A 22,611-nucleotide genomic window follows, 5' to 3' on the forward strand; every position below is an offset into this window, starting at 1 on the left:
CTCCTCCGGAGGGGTCAGGCGGCGAACCGGAAGGTCTGGCGGTACTCCGTCGGCGTGATCCCGACCGCCCGCCGGAAGTGGTGGCGCAGGAGCGCGGCCGACCCGAAACCGCTGCGGCGCGCGACCTCCTCCAGGTCCAGCGAGGACTCCTCGAGCAACGACTGCGCGTGCGCGACGCGTTGCGACGTCAGCCACGCGAGCGGGGTCGTGCCGGTCTGCGCGACGAACGCGCGCGCGAAGGTGCGCTCGGAGGTGTGGGCCCGGCGGGCGAGGTCGCGCACGGTGAGCGGCTCGTCGAGGTGGTCGGTCATCCACTCCAGCAGCTCCCCGAACGAGTCCTCCTCGCACTCGGGCACCGGGCGCTCGATGAACTGGCGCTGCCCGCCGTCGCGCTGGGGCGGCACGACCATGCGCCGGGCGATGGTGTTCGCCACCCGAGCCCCGAGCTCGCGGCGCACGAGGTGCAGGCACGCGTCGATGCCCGCCGCCGTTCCGGCGCTCGTGATGAGGTTGCCGTCGTCGACGAAGAGCACGTCGGGGTCGATGTCGAGGCTCGGGTAACGACGGCGCAGCTCGTCGGCGTGCATCCAGTGCGTCGTCACCCGCCGTCCCTCGATGACGCCCGCGGCCGCGAGCACGAACACGCCCGAGCACACGCTGAGCAGCAGGGCGCCGCGGTCGGACGCGCGGCGGACGGCGTCGAGCACCGCGGGCGGGTAGTCGGTCCCGATGCGGATCGCCGGCACGACGACCAGGTCCGCGTCGTCCGTCGCGGAGAGGTCGTGGTCGGGCACGACGTGCGCGCCCACCGACGTGCGGACGGCACGGCCCGCGACCGGGCCGCACACGCGGAAGTCGAACGACGGGACGCCGTCGTCGCTGCGGTCTAGGCCGAAGACCTCGCACACGACGCCGAACTCGAACGGGGCCAGGCCGTCGCACACGACGGCCGCGACGGATCGCACCATGCTCGGCACGCTACGCCGCTGGCAGGATCTTGTCGAGAGGTGTCAGTGCTGCCACTCGTGGCGCGGGTCGTGCGCCGCGAGGGTGGAGCCATGGACATCTTCTGGGGTGTGGTGGCTCTTCTCCTCGTCGTCGGCCCGACGGTCGCGGCCCTCGCGGTCCGCCGCGAGGACCCGGCCCGTCCGTGGTTCCCCGCCGGGTCCGACGGCGCGTGGCCCGACGGCGCCGCGTGGGACGCGCGCGGGGACCGGTCGGTGCACGGCGAGCGCTGGGACCGCGACGCGCAGCGGCTGGACGCCGACCTGCGCGCCGCGGCGTCGCGACCGGCCGAGCCGGCCGCCGTCGTCGACCCGCACGAGGTCGCGGCCGAGCTCGTGCTGCGGCGCGTCGTGCCGAACCCGGCCGTGCGCGACGGCGTGCGCGCCGCTCCTGCCGTGCCGGGCGGGCGCCCCGGGGCGAACGTGCCCGCCGCGCCGCGGCGGCCGGGGACCCGGGGCACGCCGCTCGCGCGCTGAGCCCTCGCGTGCGGAACTGCCCGGCCACGCGCCGCTCGACCGCGTGCGGCGTCTCCGGACGCACGAACGGCCCGGACCTCGTGGAGGTCCGGGCCGTTCGCGGGGGAGCGGTGTCGCTCGGGTCAGGCGCGCGAGCCGACCGCGTCGACGTCCGCGTCGCCCGTGAGCTGGTCGAGGCCCTCGAGCTCGTGCGCCTCCCACGGCGCGTGGCCGAGGCTCGGGATCATCGTCGCGAGCTCCGGGCGCCACTTGGTGAAGCGGGCGGGGAAGCAGCGCTCGAGCAGGTCGATCATCGCCGGGACGGCCGTCGAGGCGCCCGGCGAGGCGCCGAGCAGGCCGGCGATCGAGCCGTCGGCCGCCGCGATGACCTCGGTGCCGAACTCGAGGACGCCCTTGCCGTCCTTGTCCTTCTTGATCACCTGGACGCGCTGGCCCGCGGTGATGGTCTCCCAGTGCTTGGGGTGCGCGGTGGGCATGAAGCCCTGGAGCGCGGTGAACTTGGTCTCCGGGCTCGCGAGGAGCTGGCCCACCAGGTACTGGGTGAGGTCGAGGTTCTTCAGGCCCGCGCCCACCATCGAGCCGAGGTTGTGCAGGCGCAGCGAGGTGAACAGCCCGAGGTACTTGCCCTTCTTGAGGTACTTGGGGCTGAACCCGGCGTAGGGGCCGAACATCAGGTACGTCTTGCCGTCGACGACGCGCGTGTCCAGGTGCGGGACCGACATGGGCGGCGAGCCGACGTCGGCCTTGCCGTAGACCTTCGCCTGGTGCTGGGCGACGAGCTCCGGGTCGTCCGTGCGGAGGAACTCGCCGCTGATCGGGAAGCCGCCGTAGCCCTTCGCCTCCGGGATGCCGGCCGCCTGGAGCAGCGGCAGCGCGCCGCCGCCGGCGCCGACGAACACGAACCGGGCCTCGACGGTCGAGCGGCGCTTCGGGGCGTTCCACGAGCGGTCCTTGACCGTCAGGCGCCAGCGGCCGTCCTTCGTCTTCCTGAGGTTCTTCACCTCGTGCTCGAGGTAGAGCTGCGTGCCCTCCGAGACGAGGTAGTCGACGAGCTGCTCGGTGAGGGCGCCGAAGTCGACGTCCGTCCCGCTCGTCGCGCGCGTCGCCGCGACCGGCTCGTCGCCGTCGCGCTCGGCGACCAGGAGCGGAGCCCACTCGGCGATGACCGCCGGGTCGTCCGTGAACTCGAGCTCGCTGAACAGCGGGTGGCGGCGCAGCGTCTCGAAGCGGCGACGCAGGTAGTCGACGTTCTCCGCGCCGCGCACGAACGTCATGTGGGGGGTGCGGGAGATGAAGCTCGCGGGCTGCGGCAGCGCGCCCGTCGTGAGCAGGTGGTGCCAGAACTCGCGCGACACCTCGAACTGCTCGTTGATCTTCACCGCCTTGGTGATGTCGATCGAGCCGTCCGGCTTCTCCGGCGTGTAGTTCAGCTCGCACAGGGCGGCGTGACCCGTCCCGGCGTTGTTCCACGGGTTCGACGACTCCTGCGCCACGGCGTCCAGGCGCTCGTAGATGCGCACCGTCCAGGTGGGCTCCAAGACCTTCAGGAGTGCCCCGAGCGTGGCGCTCATGATGCCACCGCCGATGAGGGCTACGTCGATCTGGTCTGCGCTGCTTGCGGGGTTGCTCGCTCGACTCGACACATGTCGATCCTACGCTTGTGAAAGAGTGCACTAACTGTGCGGTGCGTCACGGGCGTGCGTCACACTTTCGCGGGACCTCGGTCCTGAGCCGGGCAGGTCGGACGTCGCGTACCGCGCGATCCGTCCGCGTTCGCCCGGGTCGCACCGCGATCTCGCGAGGGAGAGCACGGGTCCCGAGCCGTCCTCCCGCGAGGTAGAGCCGTGGTCTCGCGAGGTGGAGCCGTGGTCCGCGTGCACGAGCCGACCACGCCTCTACCTGGGTGGCCCAGGGCTCTACCTCGGCCGACCGGGGCTCTACCTCGCGGGGGTGGGGTTCTCCGGCGGCGGGGAGTACGGGGACGGCCAGGGGCCGATCTCGGGGAGGCTCACGGGCTCGCCCGCGAGGCGGGCGGTGGGCTCGGTGCCGGGGGCGCGGCCCGCGAGCCAGGCGGCGACGTCGGTGAGGCCGCCGTGGACGACGACGGCGCAGCGGCCGCGCGCGGACGTGGGCGCGGCTGCGGCCACGGGCGTGGGCTCTGCTTCGGACGCGGGCTCAGGTCCGGCAGCCATGCGGAGGCCGCCCGGTCCGACGCGAAGAGCGCCCGGTCCCACGTGGACGCCGCCGGCGCCCACGACGAGGCCTCCTGGTGCCCCGTCGAGCTCGACCACGACGTCGTCCGCGAGCCGGACCCCGAGGAAGTCGAGGAGGTGCAGCCCGAGCGCGGGAGGCCAGGAGTCGAGGCCGACGCCGGCGTCGAGGTCGACCGCGTGGATCCGCACCTCGCGCCACCAGGCCACGAGCGCGTCCGTGACCGTGCCGTCGCGGTACGTCACCGGCGCGGACCACCCGGCGGACCCGGCGGCGGGCCACGCGGCGTCGAGGCGGTCGGCCAGCGCGTCGAGCGCCGCGACGTGCTGCGCGACCGAGCGCAGCGCGCCCGTCCGGATGCCGTCCTCGCGCCCGGCCGCGCCGCCGTCGTACACCTCGACGAGCTCGCCGCGCGCGGCGCGCTCGGCCTGCCGTGCCATGGCCTCGCCGATGGCGGTGACGTGCGCGAGCACGTGGCTGCGCGACCACCCGGGCAGTGCCGACGGCGCGTCGAGCCCGGCGGCGTCGAGCCCGCGCGCCGCGTCGGTCACCGCGTCGAGGGCGGCGCGCGCGTCGCGCCGGACCTCCTCGACGTCGGGCGGGGTGAGGGCAGGGGCGTCGGTCAGGGCCACAGCAGCTCCTTCGTCCAGGTGGTCGGCGCGCCGGACGCCGCGGTGTAGCGCAGGCGGGTCTGGCCCGCGCCCGACGACGCCCAGAACTCCACGCTCGTCGGCTCGAGCGCGTACGCGGTCCAGGCGTCGAGGACGAGCCCGGACTCCGCCCGCACGCGGTCGAGGGCGGCGTCCCACGCCTCGCGGTAGGCGGCGCGGGACGCGAGCGGGGCGCTCTGCGACCCGGCGAGGGCGGTCGCGCGGGAGAAGTCGGACCGGTCCAGGAAGTCGGCGGCGGACGTCTCGGCGTCCAGCGGCACGACGGGCCCCCGCACGCGGACCTGCCGACCGTGCTCGCGCCAGAAGAACGTCAGGGCGGCGTTCGGGTTCTGCGCGAGCGCGACGCCCTTGGGGGAGTCGGCGCGCGTCGCGAAGACCCACCCGTCGCCGTCGACGTCCTTGAGGATGAGCGTCCGCGCGTCCACGCGGCCGCTCGCGTCGGCGGTCGAGAGGGTGGCGGCGTGCGGTGCGGGCAGCCCGGCGTCGATCGCGTCGTCGAGCCAGCGGACGAAGAGCGTGCCCGGGTCGTCGGGTGCGGCGTCGACGTCGAGACCGGGGAGGTCGGGGCCGAAGACGGGCAGGGCGCGCAGGCGCTCGCGCAGGGACGGGCGGTCGGCGTCGGTCATGCGTCCTCCGAGGTGGTCGGGAGCGGGTCGAGCAGGGCGACGAAGCCCCGCGCGGCGGCGGACATCGCGTCCGGGTCGTCGAGGGCGCGCGCGAGGACGTACCCGCCCTGCACGACGGCGACGGCGGCGTGCGCGCGGTCGCGCGCCGCGTCGTCGGGCAGCCCGCCCTCGACGAGGACGGCGGCGGCCAGGTCGACGAGCCCGCGGAAGTAGGCGCGCACCTCAGCGGCGAGCGCGGCGTCGTCCATGACGGCCTGGTCGCTCACGAGGCGCCCGACCTTGCAGCCGGCGAGCGCGGGCCGCGGGCGTTCGAGATAGCGGACGAGGCGCTCGACGGCGGAGCCCTGCGCGCCGAGGTCGCGGCGCGCGGCGTCGAGGCCCGCGGTCGTCGTGGCGTGCACGGCCGCGGCGGCGAGGTCGTGCTTCGTGGGGAAGTGGTGGTAGAGGCTGCCCTGCCCGACGCCGCTCGCGGCGAGGACCTGGCGCGGGCTCGTCGCGCCGACGCCCTGGGCCCAGAAGAGCTCCTGCGCGGCGGCGACGAGGCGGTCCCGGTTCGAGCCGGGCGCCTCCGCGCGTGGCGTGTCGGACGGCATGGTCCGAGCCTAGCGGGCGACCATACCTACCGCTAGGTATGTCGCGGACGAGTCTCCGGGCCGACGGGGTGCGACCTGCGCCTGGGGGAGAGCGACGGTCTCGCCCCACCGGTCTTGTGGACCGTCACCAACGCGTCGTCGGGCTCCCCGGTCGGCGGAACGCGACGCTGGAGAGACCGTGCACGCGCGCGCGCGGCGCGCGTCGCCACGATCGACCCATGGACCACGACCTCGCCGCGTTGCTCGACGACCTCGTCTCCGCCACGACGCGCGAGGAGGCGCCCTCCGCGGACAGCCTCCTCGCCGTCCTCGCGACCGACGACGACGACCTCCTGGACGTCGTCGCCGCGGCGGCCCGGGTCCGACGCCGGTGGTTCGGCCGGCGCGTGAAGCTCGCCTACCTCGTCAACCTCAAGTCCGGGCTGTGCCCCGAGGACTGCACCTACTGCTCCCAGCGGCTCGGGTCCGCGGCGGAGATCCTGCGGTACACGTGGCTCCGGGCGCCCGAGGCGCTCGGTGCGGCGCGCGCGGGCATCGACGCCGGGGCGTCGCGCGTGTGCCTCGTGGCGAGCGGGCGCGGCCCCACGGAGCGCGACGTGACCCGCGTCTGCGGGGTCGTCTCCCAGATCGTCGAGGAGCACCCCGGCGTCGAGGTCTGCGCGTGCCTCGGGCTGCTGTCCGACGGCCAGGCCGAGCGCCTGCGCGACGCGGGCGCCTCCGCCTACAACCACAACCTCAACGCGTCGGAGGACGCCTACCCCGAGATCTGCACGACCCACGACTACGCGGACCGCGTCGCGACCGTCCGGCGCGTCCAGGGCGCCGGGCTGTCGGCCTGCTCGGGGCTCATCGCGGGGGCGGGGGAGACCCCCGAGCAGCTGGTCGACGTGCTCCTGGAGCTGTGGGCGCTCGACCCGGACTCCGTCCCGGTCAACTTCCTCGTGCCCTTCGAGGGGACGCCGCTCGCCGGCCGGCACGAGCTCACGCCGCAACGGTGCCTGCGGATCCTCGCCGCCGCGCGGTTCGCGCTGCCCCGGGCCGAGCTGCGCCTGGGCGCCGGGCGGGAGCTCCACCTGCGAGCCCTCCAGCCGCTCGCCCTGCACGTCGCCAGCTCGCTGTTCCTCGGCGACTACCTCACGGCGGAGGGGCAGGACGCCGCCGCGGACCTCGCGATGATCGCGGACGCCGGCCTCGAGGTCGAGGAGGTGCCCGGACCCGCCGGGCGGACGGCGCCGTCGCGCGTCGTGCCGCGCCGCCGCGGGGCGGGGACGGACGTCGCTCCCAACGCCTGATCGCCGCGACCGTCGTAGCGTGAGGGCGTGACGGTGCAGCAGCGGGTGCTGGTGGTCGCGGTCCTCGCGTCGTTCGTGTCGTTCCTGGACGGCTCGGTGGTCAACGTCGCGCTGCCCGCGATCTCCGCCGAGCTCACCACCGGGCCGGTCACCGGTCTCGCGCTGCAGCAGTGGGTCGTCGACGCGTACATGATCACGCTCGGCGCGCTCATCCTCCTGGCCGGGTCGCTGTCGGACGTCCACGGGCGCCGCCGCATCATGGCGATCGGGCTCGTCGGGTTCGCCGTGACGTCGGTCGCGTGCGCGCTCGCGCCCGACGGCCTCGTCCTCGTCGTCGCGCGCGGCCTCCAGGGCGTCGCGGGCGCCCTGCTCGTGCCCAGCTCGCTCGCCATGATCATCTCCACGTTCGACGGCGAGCGGCAGGCCCGCGCGATCGGCTCCTGGACCGCGTGGACCAGCACCGCGTCGCTCGTCGGGCCGCTGCTCGGCGGCATCCTCATCGACGCGATCTCGTGGCGCTGGGTCTTCTGGATCAACGTGCTCCCCGTCGCCGTCACGCTCTGGCTGCTGCGCGGCGTGCCCCGGTCCGCGGCGGAGGAGCCGGGCGCCGCGGCGGGCCCGGGTGGGCGACGGCGCATCGACACGCTCGGGGCGACGCTCGCCGCCGTCGGGCTCGCGGGCACGGTGTTCGCGCTCATCGAGCAGGGCCGCTTCGGGTGGGCGAGCCCCGTGGTGTGGGGGCCGTTCGCCGTGGGGGTCGTGTGCCTCGCCGCGTTCGTGGGGTGGGAGCGCCGCGCCCCGGACCCGATGCTGCCGCCGCGCCTGTTCCGGGTGCGCAACTTCGCGTGGGGCAACCTCGCGACCGCGGCGATCTACGGCGCGCTGTACTTCGGCGGGTTCGTCGTCACGCTCTTCCTCCAGCAGGTCGGCGGGTACAGCGCGACCGCCGCCGGTCTCGCCCAGCTCCCCGTCACGCTCGTGCTCCTCGCCCTGTCGACGCGGTTCGGGGCGCTCGCGGGCCGCTACGGCCCGCGCCTGTTCATGACGCTCGGCCCGATCGTCGGTGGGGCCGGCTACCTGCTCCTGCTCACGACGACCGACGACGCCGTCTACGTCACCCAGGTCCTGCCGGGCCTCGTGCTCTTCGGCCTGGGCCTCGCGATGACGGTCGCGCCGCTGACGTCGGCGATCCTCGGCTCGATCCCCGCGGCCGACGCCGGCATCGGCTCCGCGGTGAACAACGCGGTGTCGCGCGTCGCGGGGCTCGTCGTCATCGCGTTCGCGGGGGTGATCGTCGGCGGCGTGCTCGACCTCGACGGCTTCCACCGCTCGCTCCTCGTCACGGCGGCCCTGCTCGTCCTCGGCGGCGTGCTCAGCTGGGTCGGCATCCGCAACGACCGTGTGCGCGCCGCCGACGCCGGAGAGGCCCAGAGCGGCTGAGGCGGAGTGCCGGCTCGAGGTCCCGCGCCCGCCGTGCCGACGGCTAGCGCACCGTCTGCAGGTCGTGGGTCGAGGTGTTGAGGCGGCGTGCGCCGTCGGGCACGTCCGGCGGGAACGCGACGACGATGTCCTCGATCCGGACGCCGAAGCGGCCGGGCAGGTACACGCCCGGCTCGACGGAGAAGCACATGCCGGGCTCGATCGGGCGGTCCTCGCCCTCCACCATGTACGGCGGCTCGTGCGTCGTCGTGCCGATGCCGTGGCCGGTGCGGTGCACGAACTGCTCGCCGTAGCCCGCGTCGACGATGACGGCGCGCGCGGCGCGGTCGACGTCCTGGCACGTCGCGCCCGGGCGCACCGCGTCGACCCCGGCCTGCTGCGCGCGCCGGACGACGTCGTAGACCTCGCGCTGCTGGTCCGCGAGGGCGTCGTCCGTGCCGCCCGCGACGAGCACCGTCCGTGAGGTGTCCGACCCGTACCCGTCGCGCAGCCCGCCGAAGTCGAGCACGACGAGGTCGCCGGGCTCGATGACGCGGTCGCCCGCGTCGTGGTGGGGGTCGGCGCCGTTCGGGCCGGAGCACACGAGCGTGAAGTCGACCTGCTCGTGCCCGTGCTCGCGCAGGAACCGGTCGAGGTCGGCCGCGACGTCCCGCTCGCGCCGGCCCGCGAACGCGACGCCCAGGACGTCCGCGAACGCGGCGTCGGCGGCCGCGCCCGCCGCGGCCAGGCGCTCCACCTCCGCGGCGTCCTTGACGGCCCGCAGCGTCGGGACGGCGTCGGAGAACGCGGTGAGGCGGGCGCCGGGCAGCGCGCGCTGGAGCCCGAGCACGTGCAGCGCCCACGTGGCGTCCGAGACGGCGTAGGTGCCGTCCGCGGCGAGGAGTCGCGCCGCGGCGTCGTGCTCGTCGTCGCCGTCGCGCCACGTCACGACGTCGAGGCCCTCCGCGCCGGGGGCGGAGGCCAGGTCGCCCCGCTCGAGCAGCGGCACGACGACGGACGCGCCGCCGGTCGTCCCGGTCCCCTCGGCAGGGATCGTGAGCAGCGTCAGCCGCTCCGTCTCCGGCGGCGCGTACCCGGTGAAGTACGCGAGGTCGGGGCCGGGCGAGACGAGCAGCCCCGTGAGACCGGCCCCGCGCGCGTGCGCGGCGGCGCGCTCGCGACGCGCGGCGTAGACCTCGGGACCGAACGCGGCCCCCGGACGTGCGGCATCGGTGCTCGACATGAGCCCAGCGTGGCACCGCTCGCCGCCGAGATCGACCCGAGCGGCCCGACGTCGGTCCTCCGCGGGTCCGCTCGGGCGGCCGGGTCGGGTCCTGGAGTGGCAGGCTGCTCGCATGACCGACGTGCGCAACCTCCTCGCCGCCCTCGACACGTTCGACGGGCACTGGCAGCCGCACCGCGTGGCGAGCCTCAACGACGCCGACGTCAAGGTGGTGAAGGTGCTGGGCGAGTTCGTCTGGCACACGCACCCCGAGACCGACGAGCTGTTCCTCGTCCTCGACGGCGAGCTGACGATCGACCTGCGCGACAGCGGCGTCGAGCGCGCGGTCGTGCTGGGCCCGCACGACCTGTTCGTGGTGCCGCGGGGCGTCGAGCACCGGCCGCGTGCCGCCGTCGAGACCTCCGCGGTGCTCGTCGAGCGGCAGGGGACGGTCAACACGGGCGACGCGGGCGGCGACCTGACGTCGCCGCTGCGGGAGCTGCCGGGCGAGCCGCCGACCGCCTGACGGTCGGAGCCCGACCGGCCCGGACGTGCCGGACCGGCCGGCCGCGGGTCGATCGGGCGCCGCCCGGGCCGGTCTCGGAGGGTCAGACCCGCACGACGACCTTGCCGCGCACGTGCCCGGACTGGCTCGCGCGGTGCGCGTCGGCGGCGTCGGCGAGGTCGAAGACCTCGGCGACCTCCGGGCGCAGCAGGCCCTCGTCGCCGAGCCGCGCGAGCTCGGTGAGGTCGGCTGCGTCGGGGCGCACCCACACGTAGTGCCCGCCCAGCTCGTCGCGGGCCCGTGCGTCCGTGATCGAGGCGACCGTACCGCCGTCGCGCAGCACCTGCGGGACCGAGTCGAGCGCGTCGCCGCCCACGTAGTCGAGGACCACGTCCACGCCCTCGGGCGCGAGCGCCCGGACCCGCTCCGCGAGCCCGTCGCCGTACGTCACCGGCTCCGCGCCGAGCGACCGCAGGAAGTCGTGGTTGCGCTCCGACGCCGTCCCGAGGACGCGCGCCCCGAGCGCCTTCGCGATCTGGACGGCGAACGACCCGACGCCGCCGGCGGCGGCGTGCACGAGCACCGTCTGGCCCGCGGCGAGGCCGGTGCGCCGGATGGTCTGGTACGCCGTCAGCCCGGCGAGGGGCACGGCCGCCGCCTCCTCGAACGACCACGCCGCCGGCTTGCGCGCGAGCGTCCGGACGGGCGCCGCGACGAGCTCGGCGAACGTGCCGCCCGAGACCTCGCCGCCCACGACGTCCTTGCGCACGTACCCGTACACCTCGTCGCCGACCTGGAGCTCGGGGGTGTCCAGGCCCACGCGCTCGACGACGCCCGCCACGTCCCAGCCGGGCACGACGGGGAAGACGGCGTCCATGACCTGGTCGAGGTACCCCTCCCGGACCTTCCAGTCCACCGGGTTCACGCTCGCGGCGCGCACGCGCACGAGGACGGAGTCGGGGCCGACCTTGGGGGTCGGGAGGTCGGTCGTCTCGAGGACGTCGGGGCCGCCGTAGCGGGAGTAGGTGATGGCTCGCATACGGGCGGCAACCCCGCGGACGCCCGACGGATTCCCGCGGCGCGGTCAGCCCTCGAACGCGGTGGGGTCCATGTGGAGGACCTCCCACTGGTGCCCGTCGAGGTCGGCGAAGCTCCGCGAGTACATGAAGCCGCCCTCCTCCTGGGGGTCCTTGACCGCGGTCGCGCCGGCGGCGAACGCGGCGTCGACGAGCCGGTCGACCTCGGCGCGGGAGCCGACGCTCAGAGCGTTGATGACCTCGGTCGTGGCGGTCGCGTCGGCGATCGCCTTGTTCGTGAACCGCTGCGCGAACTCCGCGGTGAGGAGCATCACGTAGATCGTGTCGCTGAGGACGATCGAGGACGCGTTCTCGTCCGTGAACTGCTCGTTCACGGTGTACCCCAGCGCGGTGTAGAACGCCTTGGCGGCGTCGAGGTCCTGGACGGGCAGGTTGACGAAGATCTGGGTGCTCATGCGGTCCTCCGGTGTGGCGGGCGGGTCGCCCGGTGCGGGTGTCGTCGGGGTAGACGACGGCCCGCCCGGGAACTCATCGCCCGGCCGCGCGGTGGCGCGACCGGGCGCCGCCCTGCCTCGGCGCGACGTCAGACGAGCACGTCGCCGTCGCGGGCCACGACCCGGCCGCCCGCGACGACGAGCGCGCGGCGCGGGGCGCGCACGACGGCGTCGGGCACGTTCTCCGCGTCGACGAGCACCACGTCCGCGGGTGCGCCGACGACGAGGTCGTGGACGTCGCGGCCGACGAAGCGCGCGGCGTCGGACGTCGCGACGCGTGCGGCGGTGACGAGCTCCTCGTCGTACCGGAAGCGCGAGAGGCGGGCGAGCTGGGTCGTCAGCGCGAGGAGGTCGCCGGTCCCGTAGGGGGACCACAGGTCGCGGATGCCGTCCGTGCCGAGCCCGACGGCGACGCCCGCCGCGCGCAGCGCGTGCACGGGCAGGGGAGCGGCACCGATCGGCGCGACCGTGGTCATGGTGATGCCGGCCTCGCCCATCGCGGCGACGAGGTCCGCCTGGCGCGACGCCGGGACGTCGCCGACCGCGAAGCCGTGCGCCACGTTGACCTTCCCCTGGAGGCCGGCGCGCAGGGTGCGGTCGATCATGAGCTCGACCTGGAACGCGCCGAGGTCCCCGCCGTCGTGGAGGTGCACGTCGACCCCGACGCCACGCCGCTCGGCGATCGCGAACAGCCCGTCGAGCTGGCCGACGGGGTCGCGGTCGATCGACGCCGGGTCGAGGCCGCCGACGTGCTCGGCGCCCGCGGCGGCGGCCGCGTCGAGCAGGTCGAGCACCCCGGGCCGGCGCAGCACGCCGTCCTGCGGGAACGCGACGATCTCGGCGTGCACGGCGCCGTCCAGCGCGGCGAGCGCCTCGCGCACGACCTCGATGCCGCGCAGCCCCAGGCCGAGGTCGACGTCGACGTGGGTGCGGATCGCCGTCGTGCCGTGCCGCACGAACTCGCGCAGCACCGTGAGCGTCACGTCGACGCCCGGGATGCCGAGCTCGTCGCGGTGCGCGCGCTCGTGCGCGATGCGGCCCTGCGTCGTCGCCTCGCCGCCGTAGCTCACCCAGGGCCGGCCCCACCAGCTCTTGTCGACGTGCGCGTGGGCGTTGACGAGGCCCGGGAGCGCGAGCAGGCCGCGGCCGTCCACCACGCCGGCCTCCGGCACCGTGCCGGCCGCCGGGTCGTGCGGCGTCACCGCGGCGATGCGGCCGTCCGCGACGTGCAGGTCGACCGGCTCGCCGCCCCAGGGGCGGACGTCGCGCAGGACGGTGACGGTCTCGGGGGTGCGGGCGGTGGTCATGCGGCGGGTCCTTCCGGCAGCGGGACGACGACCTGGGGCCGTCCGGGGATCTGGATCTCGTACGTGTCGAGCGTGCCGAGGTCGACGACGGTCGCGCCGTCCCACGCCTCGGCCTGCGTGTACCCGCCGGCGAGCACGGCGCTCGGGCGGCCCGTCGCGGGGTCGGTCCACGTCGTCACGGTCTCGTGGCGGCGCGTGAGCGGGGCGACCTGCTCTGCGCCGGTCGCCGGGTCGAGCACCGTCACGTTCGGCCCGCCCGTGGCGTTGCCGAACGGGCCGTTGCCCACGACGACGACGCGGCCGTCGGGCGCGCGGGCGACGCCGTGCTGGTGGCTGTCCGCCACCGAGGCGACGGTCGTCGTCGTGCCGGTGGCCGGGTCGAGGCGGACCAGCACGCGGCCCTGGTAGGGCAGCAGGAGCGAGCCGTCGTCGTCGAGCACCGCGTAGTGCGGCTTCTCGAACGACGCGAGCCCGCCGTCCGTGCCGAACGGCGCGACCTCGATCCGCCGGGCCTCGAACGTTGTGGTGTCGACGACGTGCACGGAGAACGCGTCGTGGTCGACGGTGTAGACCTTGCTGCCGTCGGCGGCGACGAGCACGTCGAACGGTCGCAGCCCCACGGGCGTGCTCGCGACGACCTCGCGCGACGCGACGTCGATCGTCTCGAGCGTCGACGAGTCGCCGCGGTGGACGGCGACGTGGACGCGGGCGCCGTCGGGCGAGACGGCGATGCCCATGCCGCCGCGGCGGTACTCGCCGAACGCGACGCGCGCGGGCGCGTCCCGGTAGGGGAGGAGGTCGACCCGCTCGCGCGTCGCGAGGTCCACGACGGCGACGCCCTGGGCCGTCGAGACGTAGGCGCGCATCGTCGGGGCGTGCACGGCGACGCCCCACGGCGCGGCCCCGACCTCGATGCGGTCGACGACGGCGCTGCCCTCCCGGATCGTCGGGTCGACGATCGCGAGGCCGTCGGACTCCGCCTCGGTCGCGAGCAGGAACCGCGGGGTCTCGACGGCGGGGACGGCGTCGGGCGCGGGGGTCGTCGGGTCGTCCGCGGGCGTCGTCGCCGGAGCCTGCGGGGTGGCGGCCGGGCTCGGCGGCGCAGCGGGCTCGGCGTCGTCGCCCGCCCCGCCGGGCGTGCACGCGGCGAGGGCGGCGACGCCGAACGCCGCGGCCCACACCGCCGCGCGGCGCGGTCGACGGTCCCCGGACCGGTCGGTGCGGCGCGAGAGGGGAGGGGCAGCCATGGCCAAATGGTATACCAATCGTCCGAGCGCCCCGCGGGCGTGATGCGGCGACCGACCGAGGCCCGCGGCCGGGTCAGCCCTCGAGCGTCGCGGGCGCCTCCAGCACGACGTCGTCCGGCGACTTGTCCCGGCGCCACCCCTTCCACACGGGATGGCGCAGCTTGCCGAACGGGACGTCGTCGCCGTCGCCCTCCCCGGCGCCCGTCCACTCCGCGTAGACGACCTCCGCGACCCGCCGCGGCGACACCCAGTGCGCGTCGCGCGCGTCCTCGCGCGGCACGCCCACCGCGGGCGGCGTCGTGCGCCCGATCCGGTCGAGCTCGGCGACCAGGTCGCGTCGCTCGGCGTCCGTGAAGCCCGACCCGACCCGGCCCACGTAGACGAGGCGGCCGTCGTCGGGCACGGCGAGCAGCAGGGACCCGACGAGGTGCGTCCGCTCGCCGTGGCCCGGCCGCCACCCGACCACGACGACCTCCTGCGACTGCGCGTGCTTGAGCTTCAGCCACAGCGCCGAGCGGCGACCCGACGAGTACGTCCCGTCGCGCCGCTTCGCGACCACGCCCTCGAGCCCCAGCCGCCTCGACGTCTCCATCGCGGCCTCCAGGTCCCCGTCGAAGACCGGCGGCACGTGCACCGGGGCGACGGCGTCGCGCAGCACGTCCTCCAGCACCTCGCGCCGCTCGTCGTACGGGCGCTTCGCGAGCGACCGCCCGCCGGTCTCCAGGACGTCGAACACCATGAGGTCGACCGTGACCCGCCGTCGCGCCGCGGCGACGTCCCCCGGCTTGGCGATGTTCGCGCGCTGCTGGAGGCGCCGGAAGCTCGGCCGCCCCCGCGCGTCGAGCGCGACGATCTCCCCGTCCAGCACCACCGGCAGCGCCTCGGCCGGGACCTGCTCCGCGAGCGCCTGCAGCTCCGGGTACGTCACCGACATGTCCTTGCCCGAGCGGCTCACGAGCCGCACGCGCCCCTCGGACACGTGCGCGAGCGTCCGGAACCCGTCCCACTTCATCTCGAACGCCCACGCGTCGCCGTCGTGCAGGTCGCCCGCCGACGCGGGCGACGCGAGCATCGGTCGCCAGTCCGTCCGCGCGGGCCGTGGCTCCGGGGCGTCGTCGCGCTCCGTGCGCTGCTCGTGGTCGGGTCGGGTGGCGGGTGGGGCGCTCGCGCCGGGTCTACCATCCGCGCCTCGTTCCTCGGCGCTCCCGCCAGACCCGCCACGACCCGGCGCGAGCGCCCCACCCGCCTTCTTCGGCTCACCACGTGGCGCCATGAGGTGGATCAGCCAGTTGTCCTCGTCGCGGCCGTCGCGTCCGCCCGTGTGGATGAGCGCGAGGCGGCGGGTGCCGTGCTGCTCGCCGTGGAGCGTGACGATGACCTCCTCGCCGTCGCGCCACTTCTCGAGCTCGTACGTGCCGGCGTCCCAGATGGTCACCTCGCCGGCGCCGTACTCGCCCTTCGGGATCGTGCCCTCGAACGAGCCGTAGGCGAGCGGGTGGTCCTCGGTCTGGACGGCGAGGTGGTTCTTCTTCGGGTCGGTCGGCTCGCCGCGCGGGAGCGCCCAGCTCACGAGCACGCCGTCGTGCTCCAGCCGGAAGTCCCAGTGCAGGCGGCGGGCGTGGTGCTCCTGGATGACGAAGCTGTTGCCCGCGCTCGGCGGCGGCGCCTCGTCCGGGACGGGCTCGGGCGTGCGCCCGGCGTCGCGCATGGAGCGGTACCGGTGCAGGCGGTCGGGCCGCTCGTCGTCCGTCCCGCCGTCCGCGGCGTCGCCGCCCGACGCCGCACCCCCCTTGCGCTCGAACGTCGCCATGCGCGCGGGCGTGGGCTCGAGCGCGGAGAGGTGCCCCTGCGTGAGCGCGGCGAGCGGGTCGCCCAGGGTGCGCACGCGCTCGACGACCTCGTCGAGGTCGAGGTGGCGCAGGTCCGGGTCGTCGAGCTCCTCCCAGGTGCGGGGCGCGGCGACGGTGGGGTGCTCGCGCCCGCGCAGCGAGTAGGGCGCGATCGTCGTCTTGTTGCCGTTGTTCTGGCTCCAGTCCACGAGCACCTTGCCGCCGCGCAGCGACTTCTTCATGTCGCTCACGACGAGGTCGGGGTGCTCGGCCTCGAGGTAGCGGGCGAGCTCGTGCGCGACGGCGGAGACGGCCGCGGCGTCCTGCTTGCCGTCGAGCGCGGCGTACAGGTGGATGCCCTTGGACCCGCTCGTCACGGGCAGGGGTTCGAGGCCCATGCCCTGGAGGATCTGCCGCGCCTGGCGTGCGACCTCCGCGCACTCCGCCAGCCCGGCCCCCGGGCCGGGGTCGAGGTCGAGGACGAGGCGGTCGGGGTCGAGGTGCGCCCCGGTGCGACCGAACTGCCACTGCGGCACGTGGAGCTCGAGCGACGCCGTCTGGCCGAGCCACGTGAGGGTCGCGAGGTCGTTGACCAGCACGTAGTCGTTGGCGCTGCTCTTGTGCTGGATGCGCCGCGTGCGCACCCAGGACGGGACGCCCTGGCCCGCGTTCTTCTGGAAGAACACCTGGCCGTCGACGCCGTCGGGCCACCGCTTGCGCGTCGCGGGCCGGTTGGCGCAGTGGGGGAGCATGACGTCGGCGACGGCCGCGAGGTACGCGAGGACGTCGGCCTTCGTCGTGCCGGTGGCGGGGTAGAGGACCTTGTCCAGGTTGGTGAGCCGCAGGCGGTGACCACCGACGTTCACCGTCTCGCCCGCCCGGCTGGATGTGGTGGCCATGGGCCCATCGTGGCGCGGGCCCGACGGCGTCGCCCGCCGTGGCGGGAACTTCTCGGCGTCCTCGACCGTGGACACTGGGTGGGGCTGTCCGACCGGCCGGGGAGCCCGCCCGGGGTCGATGCCGGACCGAGAGGATCACCGTGCCGCACCTGACGACCGACGACGTACCGCTCCCCGCGGAGATCGGTCCCCGCGTCCGCGAGTTCCGTCGCCTGATGATGAACTACAAGTTCGGCATCGACGAGGTGATGACGAAGATCACCGTGCTCCGCGACGAGTTCCGGCACGTGCACGACGACAACCCGATCGAGCACCTGGGCTCGCGCCTGAAGTCGCTCGAGTCGATCGTCGCGAAGGCGCGCCGCAAGGGGATCCCGCTCACCCCGGAGGGCGTGCGGGAGAACATGTTCGACGTCGCGGGCGTCCGCGTCACGTGCGCGTTCGTCTCCGACATCTACCGCGTGCGCGACCTGCTCGTGGGCCAGCGCGACCTCACGGTCCTGGAGGAGCGCGACTACATCGCGCACCCGAAGGGCAACGGCTACAAGAGCCTGCACCTCATCGTGAAGGTGCCGGTGTTCCTCTCCGACCGCGTCGAGGACGTCGTCGTCGAGATCCAGCTCCGCACGATCGCCATGGACTTCTGGGCGAGCCTGGAGCACAAGATCTACTACAAGTACCAGCGGGACGTCCCTCAGCACCTGACGGACGCGCTCAAGCTCGCGGCGGACGTCGCCGCGACCCTCGACACGACGATGGAGCGCATCCACGACGAGGTGCGCAGCCTCGACGGCGTACCGGAGCCGGTCGAGAACACCGACGAGCTCGCCACGCCGCGCGAGGTGATGGAGAGCTTCATGCGGACGGCGCAGGTCGCCGACGAGGCGTTCCACGAACGCCGCCACGACGGCTGAGGCGACGCGCCCGCACGGGCCGCGCGACGACGTCGGGCCGCTCAGACCAGCGTCTCGACGCCGATCCGCACCCGGTCGCCGACGTCGACGCCCTCGGCGCGGCGGACCGCGGCCTTGATCGGCACGACGAACGTCTTGCGCTGCGCGTCGGGGAACACCGACGTGGACCAGCGCTGCGCCCCGAGCGTCACCTCGACCTTGACCGAGCCGAACCCCGCGGGCGGCAGCGGCAGCTCCGCGATCTCGTCGCTCACGTCCTCCGGGAGCGCGGCGAACACCCAGCTGTCGGTGCGCGCCTCCCACCGCCACAGCTCAGCCTCGAACTCGAACCTCGTCCCCGCCACCCGTCCATGGTGCCGCGGACCACCCACACGCGGGTGCCGACGTCGCGCCGTATCCCTCGCGGGCGGGCGCCGGTGACGCCACCATGGACGGATGAGGGCCATCTGGAAGGGCGCCATCACGTTCGGCCTCGTCAACGTGCCGGTCAAGGTGTACTCCGCGACGGAGGACCACGACGTGCCGCTGCACCAGGTCCACGACAAGGACGGCGGCCGCATCCGCTACCGGCGCGTGTGCGAGATCGACGGCGAGGTCGTGCCGTACGAGCACATCGACAAGGCGTACGACGACGGCGAGCGCACCGTCGTGCTGACGAGCGAGGACTTCGCCGCGCTCCCCGCCGAGCGCAGCCGTGAGATCGAGGTCGTGGAGTTCGTGCCGAGCGAGCAGATCGACCCGCTCCTGCTCGACCGCAGCTACTACCTGGAGCCCGACTCGAAGTCCAACAAGGCGTACGTGCTCATGCGGCGCACGCTCGAGGAGACCGACCGGACGGCGATCGTGAAGTTCGCGCTCCGGCAGCGCACGCGGCTCGCGGCGCTGCGCGTGCGGGACGACGTGCTCGTGCTCCAGACGCTGCTGTGGGCCGACGAGGTGCGCGAGGCCGCGTTCCCCTCGCTCGACGACGAGGCGAAGGTGACCGACAAGGAGCTCGCCATGTCGGCGCAGCTCGTCGCGAGCTTCGAGGCGGACTTCACGCCGGAGGAGTACGAGGACGACTACCAGGCGCAGCTCCGCCAGCTCATCGACGCCAAGCTCGAGCAGGGCGACGCGCTGGACACCGCCGAGACCTTCGGCGAGCAGCCGGAGGAGGGCGAGGGCGCGGAGGTCATCGACCTCATGGAGGCGCTGCGCAAGTCGGTCGCGTCGTCGAAGAGCTCGCGCGCGAGCGGGGGGAAGGCCTCAGGTTCAGGCTCAGGTTCAAAGTCCGGGTCGGGCTCCGGGTCGACCGCGAAGTCGGGCTCCAGCCGCGCGGGCTCCTCGTCGGGCAAGGGGTCGAGCGGTTCCCGGTCGACGAGCGCGAGCAAGAGCTCGGGCACGAAGGAGAAGGCGGCGTCGAAGCCGGCCGCGAAGAAGAGCACGAGCCGCGCCGCCTCCACGAAGGAGAAGTCGACCACCTCGAAGACGACCCGGAAGAAGGCGTCCGCCTAGCACCGGACGGCGGGCGGGCGCGCACCGCGCGATCCCGGGCGGGTGCGATGAGTTCCGCGCCCGGCACCCGTCGGAACGGATGGGCGGTCGACCGGCCGCCCGCGAGGCCCTGCGAAGGAGACGACGATGCGCGCGATCGTGCCGAGCCTGTGGTTCGACGGCAACCTCGAGGAGGCCATCACGTTCTACTCGAGCGTCTTCCCCGACGCGAAGGTGGGCGACGTGTTCCGCCAGCCCGACGGCACCGCCGTGTCGGCGGACTTCGAGCTCGCCGGCCAGCGGTTCGACGCCATCAACGGCGGGCCGCAGTTCCCCTTCACCGAGGCGGTGTCGTTCGTCGTCGAGTGCGAGTCCCAGGACGAGGTCGACGAGTACTGGGCCGCGCTCACCGACGGTGGCCAGGAGTCGCAGTGCGGCTGGCTCAAGGACCGGTTCGGGCTGTCGTGGCAGGTCGTGCCGCTCGAGTTCCTCGCGATGCTGCAGGATCCCGACCCGGCGCGCGTGCAGCGCGTCGTGGACGTGATGATGACGCAGTCCAAGCTCGACCTGGTGCCGTTGCGCGCCGCCTACGAGGGCTGAGCCGGACGCCGCCGCGCGTGATCCCGGAGGGCGGGCGGCTCCTCGGGGATGTCCAGGCAGCCCCCAGGTCTGGTTGAATGCGCTCGACATCCGCGACGGCGCGCGCCGTCCTCTCGTGAAGGATCACGAACCGAGTGAAGAAGCTCCTTGCCGGCACCGTGGGGACGGTGCTGGCCCTCGGCGGGCTGGGCGTCGCCACCGCGACCCCCGCAGCCGCCGCCACCCCCTCCGTCCAGCCCTCCTGCAACTCCCTCTACGTCAGCCTCGACGACTACCCGCAGGGCACGTCCGTCGTCGTGACCCTCGACGGCGAGACCGTCGAGAGCACGACGTTCGACACGTCCTACTCCTTCTGGCGCGATCTCGACTTCTCCGTCCCGCACGACTGGAGCGTCGTCGTGGACGCACCGGACGGAGCGGACGGGGACTTCTCCGACAGCGGCAGCACCGTCCCGTGCGACACCGACCCGAACGTCTGGGCCGACGCCTGGGCCTCGTGCGGTGAGCTGTCGACCAACGTGGGCGGGTACCCGGAGGGCTCGCGCGTCGTCGTGAGCGTCGACGGTGCCGTGGTCGGCGACGAGACCTTCACCGGTTCCTTCTGGACCGGCTGGCCGCTGGACTGGCGGACCCCGCACGACTGGTCGGTCACGCTCGACGCGCCCGGGGACGCGCTCGATCGGAGCTGGTCCGGGACGACGGAGCCGTGCCGCTTCGACCCGAGCCTGCGCGTCGACGTCAGCGCCTACTGCGAGGTGCTGTGGGTGGACGTCGCGGGCTACCCGGCGGGCACGGCCGTCGCCGTCCGGCTCGACGGGGAGGTCCTCGGCGACGGGGTCGTCGACGAGAGCGGGTTCTTCTCGGGCGAGTGGACCATCGACGGCTCGCGCACCCAGGAGTGGGAGGTCGCCCTCGACGCCGCGGACGACGCGCTGGACCGGACCGAGACCGGGAGCACCGAGCCCTGCTGGGTCGAGCCGACGGTCGTCGAACCGGTCATGCCCGTGGTGCCGACGGACTGCGACGCGACCCCGGACGACGTCGTCCTGCCGGACGACACGGCCGAGGTCACGTACGAGCGGACCGCGGAGGGGATCGTCGCGACGGCGGCGCCCGGCTACCGGTTCGACAGCCTGGCCAGCGACCAGTGGAGCTTCTACGGCGAGAGCCAGGTCATCCTGCACTGGGGATCGGCCGTCCGACCGCGCTGCGAGCTCGAGGTCCTGTCGGTCCTGCCGACGTGCGACGCCGGCGTGCCTCTCGTCGACATCTCCGTGACCCCGCCGCGCGGTGCGACCGACGACAACTCGACCTTCTTCATCGAGTGGGAGGGCCCGGGAGGGCCGTACGAGGTCGTCTACGGCGACGCCGGGTTCGGGCACCCGTGGACGACGCGCCAGCAGTGGCCGGGGTTCGTCACCCACGACGACGGGACCGTGTCGCCGGCCTACGACCCCACGTGGCGGCTCGACGACGTCGACCTCCGGCTCTCCGCGACCGTCGCGGCGGACGGCGGCGCGTACACCGTGTTCCACAGCGCCACGGTGGAGGACGCGCCGACGGCCGACCCGTGCGCCGACGACCCCGGGCCGCACTTCTCGGTCGACGTGACCCCGCGCTGGCTCGCCGGCAAGCTCTACCTCGGCGTGCGCGTCCTGAACGAGGGCGACGGTGCCGCGGACGTGAGCGTCGTGACGCCGTTCGGGCGCAAGCACTTCCCGCGCGTCGCGGCCGGGGCGAGCGCGTACCAGGCGTTCGCGGTGCGGACGTCGGAACCGGTCGACGGCCAGGTGGACGTCTCGTTCACGGCCGACGTCGACGGCGGGCCGGTGACGCGCGAGCGGTCCGTGCCGTTCTCGTTCGGGGGCTAGCAGTCCCGACTCGCGACGGTCTACGAGGAGAGGCCCGGCGGGGCGCCCTGCGGCGCCCCGCCGGGCCTCTCTCGTGCCTCCGGGCGGCGCCTCAGGCGGTGGCCGTCCGGCGGAGCGCGACGAGCTCGCCGATGAGGCCGAGGAGGTCGTCCACGTCGTCGCCGGGGCGGGGGCCGCGGAAGGCGAGGTCCTCGCCCGGCGTGCCGTCGCCGTCGTCCCCCTCGTCGCCGCCCGTGACGCGGCCGAGCACGTCGCTGCTCAGCGCGGCGTGCGCGTAGAGGCCGTCGCTGAGCAGGACGATCGCGTGGGCGACGACGGGGTCGCCGACCTCGTCGAGCACGGCACGGGTCCACGCGTCGTGCGCGCCGTCGAGCGCAGCACGGGCGCGCGGGTACGACCCCTGCGCGAGCCGGGACACGGCGAGGTAGACGAGCTCGAACTCCGTGTCGACGAGCGTCGAGGTGCGGATGAGGTAGTCGACGGCCCCCGCGGGGGCGGCGCGCATGGCCTCCACGTCGGCGGCGGTGAGCTCCCGGAGGTGCTCGGTGAGGCCGTCGGCGAGCGCGTCCTTGGAGCCGAAGTGGTAGAGCAGCCCGCCCTTGGACACCCCGGCGCGCTCGGCGACCGCCTCGAGCGTGGCGGCGCGCTCGCCCTGCTCGACGAGCAGGGACGCGAACGCCCGCAGGACCTTGGCGCGAGCAGCGGGGGGCGGCGGCATGGCACCGAGGGTAGTCGGCCCGTGCGGACCCGCAGGCCGGTGGGCGGCGAGCCCGCGGCCGGCGCGGGGGCGCCGGTCGGGGGAGACGGCGCGGTGCGGAGCGTCACAGTCGCGGGCGGGATGACGGTGGCCTGTCCCATCGTTACTATACCGTCTGGACGGTCTGGAAGTTCGGCGCCACCGCGTCGCCCCGGCCGCCCGG

General features: G+C 74.6%; 21 protein-coding genes. 8 read left to right on the forward strand and 13 right to left on the reverse strand.

All coding sequences use genetic code 11. The annotated features are described in order from the left end of the window. Window positions 1–14: 14 nt before the first annotated feature. Window positions 15–968 (reverse strand): helix-turn-helix domain-containing protein, encoded by a 954-nt coding sequence (locus ACPCUX_RS03090; RefSeq protein WP_076405607.1) that lies wholly within the window; start codon window positions 966–968, stop codon window positions 15–17. Window positions 969–1,058: 90 nt separating this feature from the next. Between ACPCUX_RS03090 and ACPCUX_RS03095 the strand changes: the two genes are divergently transcribed. Further along, window positions 1,059–1,481 (forward strand): hypothetical protein, encoded by a 423-nt coding sequence (locus ACPCUX_RS03095; protein WP_061266773.1) that lies wholly within the window; start codon window positions 1,059–1,061, stop codon window positions 1,479–1,481. 122 nt (window positions 1,482–1,603) lie between these two features. Here the strand turns inward: ACPCUX_RS03095 and mqo are convergent, their stop codons facing one another. The 4 genes from mqo to ACPCUX_RS03115 all read right to left on the reverse strand — a co-directional run bounded on the left by mqo (window position 1,604) and on the right by ACPCUX_RS03115 (window position 5,582). Further along, complete coding sequence (gene mqo / locus ACPCUX_RS03100; protein ID WP_144722588.1) at window positions 1,604–3,124, reverse strand: malate dehydrogenase (quinone); 1,521 nt, start codon at window positions 3,122–3,124, stop codon at window positions 1,604–1,606. A 294-nt stretch (window positions 3,125–3,418) separates the two neighbouring features. After that, window positions 3,419–4,324 carry a maleylpyruvate isomerase family mycothiol-dependent enzyme gene (locus ACPCUX_RS03105; protein ID WP_409141456.1) on the reverse strand — a complete coding sequence of 302 codons (906 nt, stop codon included), beginning with the start codon at window positions 4,322–4,324 and terminating at the stop codon, window positions 3,419–3,421. Further along, on the reverse strand, window positions 4,315–4,989 hold the full coding sequence (locus ACPCUX_RS03110) for a pyridoxine/pyridoxamine 5'-phosphate oxidase (RefSeq protein ID WP_409141457.1): 675 nt from the start codon (window positions 4,987–4,989) through the stop codon (window positions 4,315–4,317). The genes ACPCUX_RS03105 and ACPCUX_RS03110 overlap by 10 nt, the downstream gene beginning before the upstream one ends. Next, complete coding sequence (locus ACPCUX_RS03115; RefSeq protein ID WP_308821016.1) at window positions 4,986–5,582, reverse strand: TetR/AcrR family transcriptional regulator; 597 nt, start codon at window positions 5,580–5,582, stop codon at window positions 4,986–4,988. Before ACPCUX_RS03115 ends, ACPCUX_RS03110 begins: the two co-directional genes overlap by 4 nt. Before the next feature lie 218 nt (window positions 5,583–5,800). Between ACPCUX_RS03115 and bioB the strand changes: the two genes are divergently transcribed. Together bioB and ACPCUX_RS03125 are read left to right on the forward strand one after the other, a co-directional pair. Continuing rightward, window positions 5,801–6,874, forward strand: a complete 1,074-nt coding sequence (bioB, locus tag ACPCUX_RS03120) for a biotin synthase BioB (RefSeq protein WP_423388143.1) — start codon at window positions 5,801–5,803, stop codon at window positions 6,872–6,874. A gap of 27 nt (window positions 6,875–6,901) precedes the next feature. Beyond that, a complete protein-coding gene (locus ACPCUX_RS03125) occupies window positions 6,902–8,314 on the forward strand; it encodes an MFS transporter (RefSeq protein WP_043656825.1) in 1,413 nt (470 codons plus the stop codon). A 43-nt stretch (window positions 8,315–8,357) separates the two neighbouring features. Here ACPCUX_RS03125 and ACPCUX_RS03130 read toward each other — a convergent pair whose 3' ends face one another. Further along, window positions 8,358–9,536 (reverse strand): M24 family metallopeptidase, encoded by a 1,179-nt coding sequence (locus tag ACPCUX_RS03130; RefSeq protein ID WP_423388144.1) that lies wholly within the window; start codon window positions 9,534–9,536, stop codon window positions 8,358–8,360. A 112-nt stretch (window positions 9,537–9,648) separates the two neighbouring features. On the opposite strand from ACPCUX_RS03130, the gene ACPCUX_RS03135 reads away from it, so the two are divergent. Next, window positions 9,649–10,041 carry a cupin domain-containing protein gene (locus ACPCUX_RS03135; protein WP_085387683.1) on the forward strand — a complete coding sequence of 131 codons (393 nt, stop codon included), beginning with the start codon at window positions 9,649–9,651 and terminating at the stop codon, window positions 10,039–10,041. Between the two features lie 82 nt (window positions 10,042–10,123). On the opposite strand, the gene ACPCUX_RS03140 is transcribed toward ACPCUX_RS03135, so the two are convergent. From ACPCUX_RS03140 to ACPCUX_RS03160, 5 genes are all read right to left on the reverse strand, one after another. Next, window positions 10,124–11,059: an NADP-dependent oxidoreductase gene (locus ACPCUX_RS03140; protein ID WP_171468097.1), complete on the reverse strand. Its 936-nt coding sequence runs from the start codon at window positions 11,057–11,059 to the stop codon at window positions 10,124–10,126. Between the two features lie 45 nt (window positions 11,060–11,104). After that, window positions 11,105–11,512, reverse strand: coding sequence for a VOC family protein (locus ACPCUX_RS03145; protein WP_021482782.1), 408 nt, complete (start codon window positions 11,510–11,512; stop codon window positions 11,105–11,107). Window positions 11,513–11,640: 128 nt separating this feature from the next. After that, window positions 11,641–12,858 carry an amidohydrolase gene (locus tag ACPCUX_RS03150; RefSeq protein ID WP_415296387.1) on the reverse strand — a complete coding sequence of 406 codons (1,218 nt, stop codon included), beginning with the start codon at window positions 12,856–12,858 and terminating at the stop codon, window positions 11,641–11,643. Further along, entirely contained in the window at window positions 12,855–14,105 is a 1,251-nt protein-coding gene (locus ACPCUX_RS03155; RefSeq protein ID WP_423388145.1) for a YncE family protein, read from the reverse strand. The genes ACPCUX_RS03150 and ACPCUX_RS03155 overlap by 4 nt, the downstream gene beginning before the upstream one ends. 73 nt (window positions 14,106–14,178) lie before the next feature. Continuing rightward, on the reverse strand, window positions 14,179–16,833 hold the full coding sequence (locus ACPCUX_RS03160) for an ATP-dependent DNA ligase (RefSeq protein WP_137281060.1): 2,655 nt from the start codon (window positions 16,831–16,833) through the stop codon (window positions 14,179–14,181). A gap of 215 nt (window positions 16,834–17,048) precedes the next feature. On the opposite strand from ACPCUX_RS03160, the gene ACPCUX_RS03165 reads away from it, so the two are divergent. After that, window positions 17,049–17,747, forward strand: coding sequence for a GTP pyrophosphokinase (locus ACPCUX_RS03165; protein ID WP_137281126.1), 699 nt, complete (start codon window positions 17,049–17,051; stop codon window positions 17,745–17,747). Between the two features lie 41 nt (window positions 17,748–17,788). On the opposite strand, the gene ACPCUX_RS03170 is transcribed toward ACPCUX_RS03165, so the two are convergent. After that, entirely contained in the window at window positions 17,789–18,091 is a 303-nt protein-coding gene (locus ACPCUX_RS03170; RefSeq protein WP_031315545.1) for a DUF1905 domain-containing protein, read from the reverse strand. A gap of 91 nt (window positions 18,092–18,182) precedes the next feature. Here ACPCUX_RS03170 and ACPCUX_RS03175 point away from each other — a divergent pair, with 91 nt between their 5' ends. From ACPCUX_RS03175 to ACPCUX_RS03185, 3 genes are all read left to right on the forward strand, one after another. Beyond that, window positions 18,183–19,241 (forward strand): Ku protein, encoded by a 1,059-nt coding sequence (locus tag ACPCUX_RS03175; RefSeq protein WP_423388146.1) that lies wholly within the window; start codon window positions 18,183–18,185, stop codon window positions 19,239–19,241. Between the two features lie 126 nt (window positions 19,242–19,367). After that, the gene (locus ACPCUX_RS03180) at window positions 19,368–19,820 is read left to right on the forward strand and encodes a VOC family protein (protein ID WP_043654330.1); all 453 of its coding nucleotides are present in this window, start codon (window positions 19,368–19,370) and stop codon (window positions 19,818–19,820) included. Between the two features lie 134 nt (window positions 19,821–19,954). Continuing rightward, window positions 19,955–21,691: a hypothetical protein gene (locus ACPCUX_RS03185; protein WP_423388147.1), complete on the forward strand. Its 1,737-nt coding sequence runs from the start codon at window positions 19,955–19,957 to the stop codon at window positions 21,689–21,691. A gap of 91 nt (window positions 21,692–21,782) precedes the next feature. On the opposite strand, the gene ACPCUX_RS03190 is transcribed toward ACPCUX_RS03185, so the two are convergent. After that, complete coding sequence (locus tag ACPCUX_RS03190; RefSeq protein WP_034655557.1) at window positions 21,783–22,409, reverse strand: TetR/AcrR family transcriptional regulator; 627 nt, start codon at window positions 22,407–22,409, stop codon at window positions 21,783–21,785. Window positions 22,410–22,611 lie beyond the last annotated feature (202 nt).

The organism is Cellulosimicrobium sp. AB352 (assembly GCF_049538415.1).
GTDB lineage: Bacteria > Actinomycetota > Actinomycetes > Actinomycetales > Cellulomonadaceae > Cellulosimicrobium > Cellulosimicrobium funkei.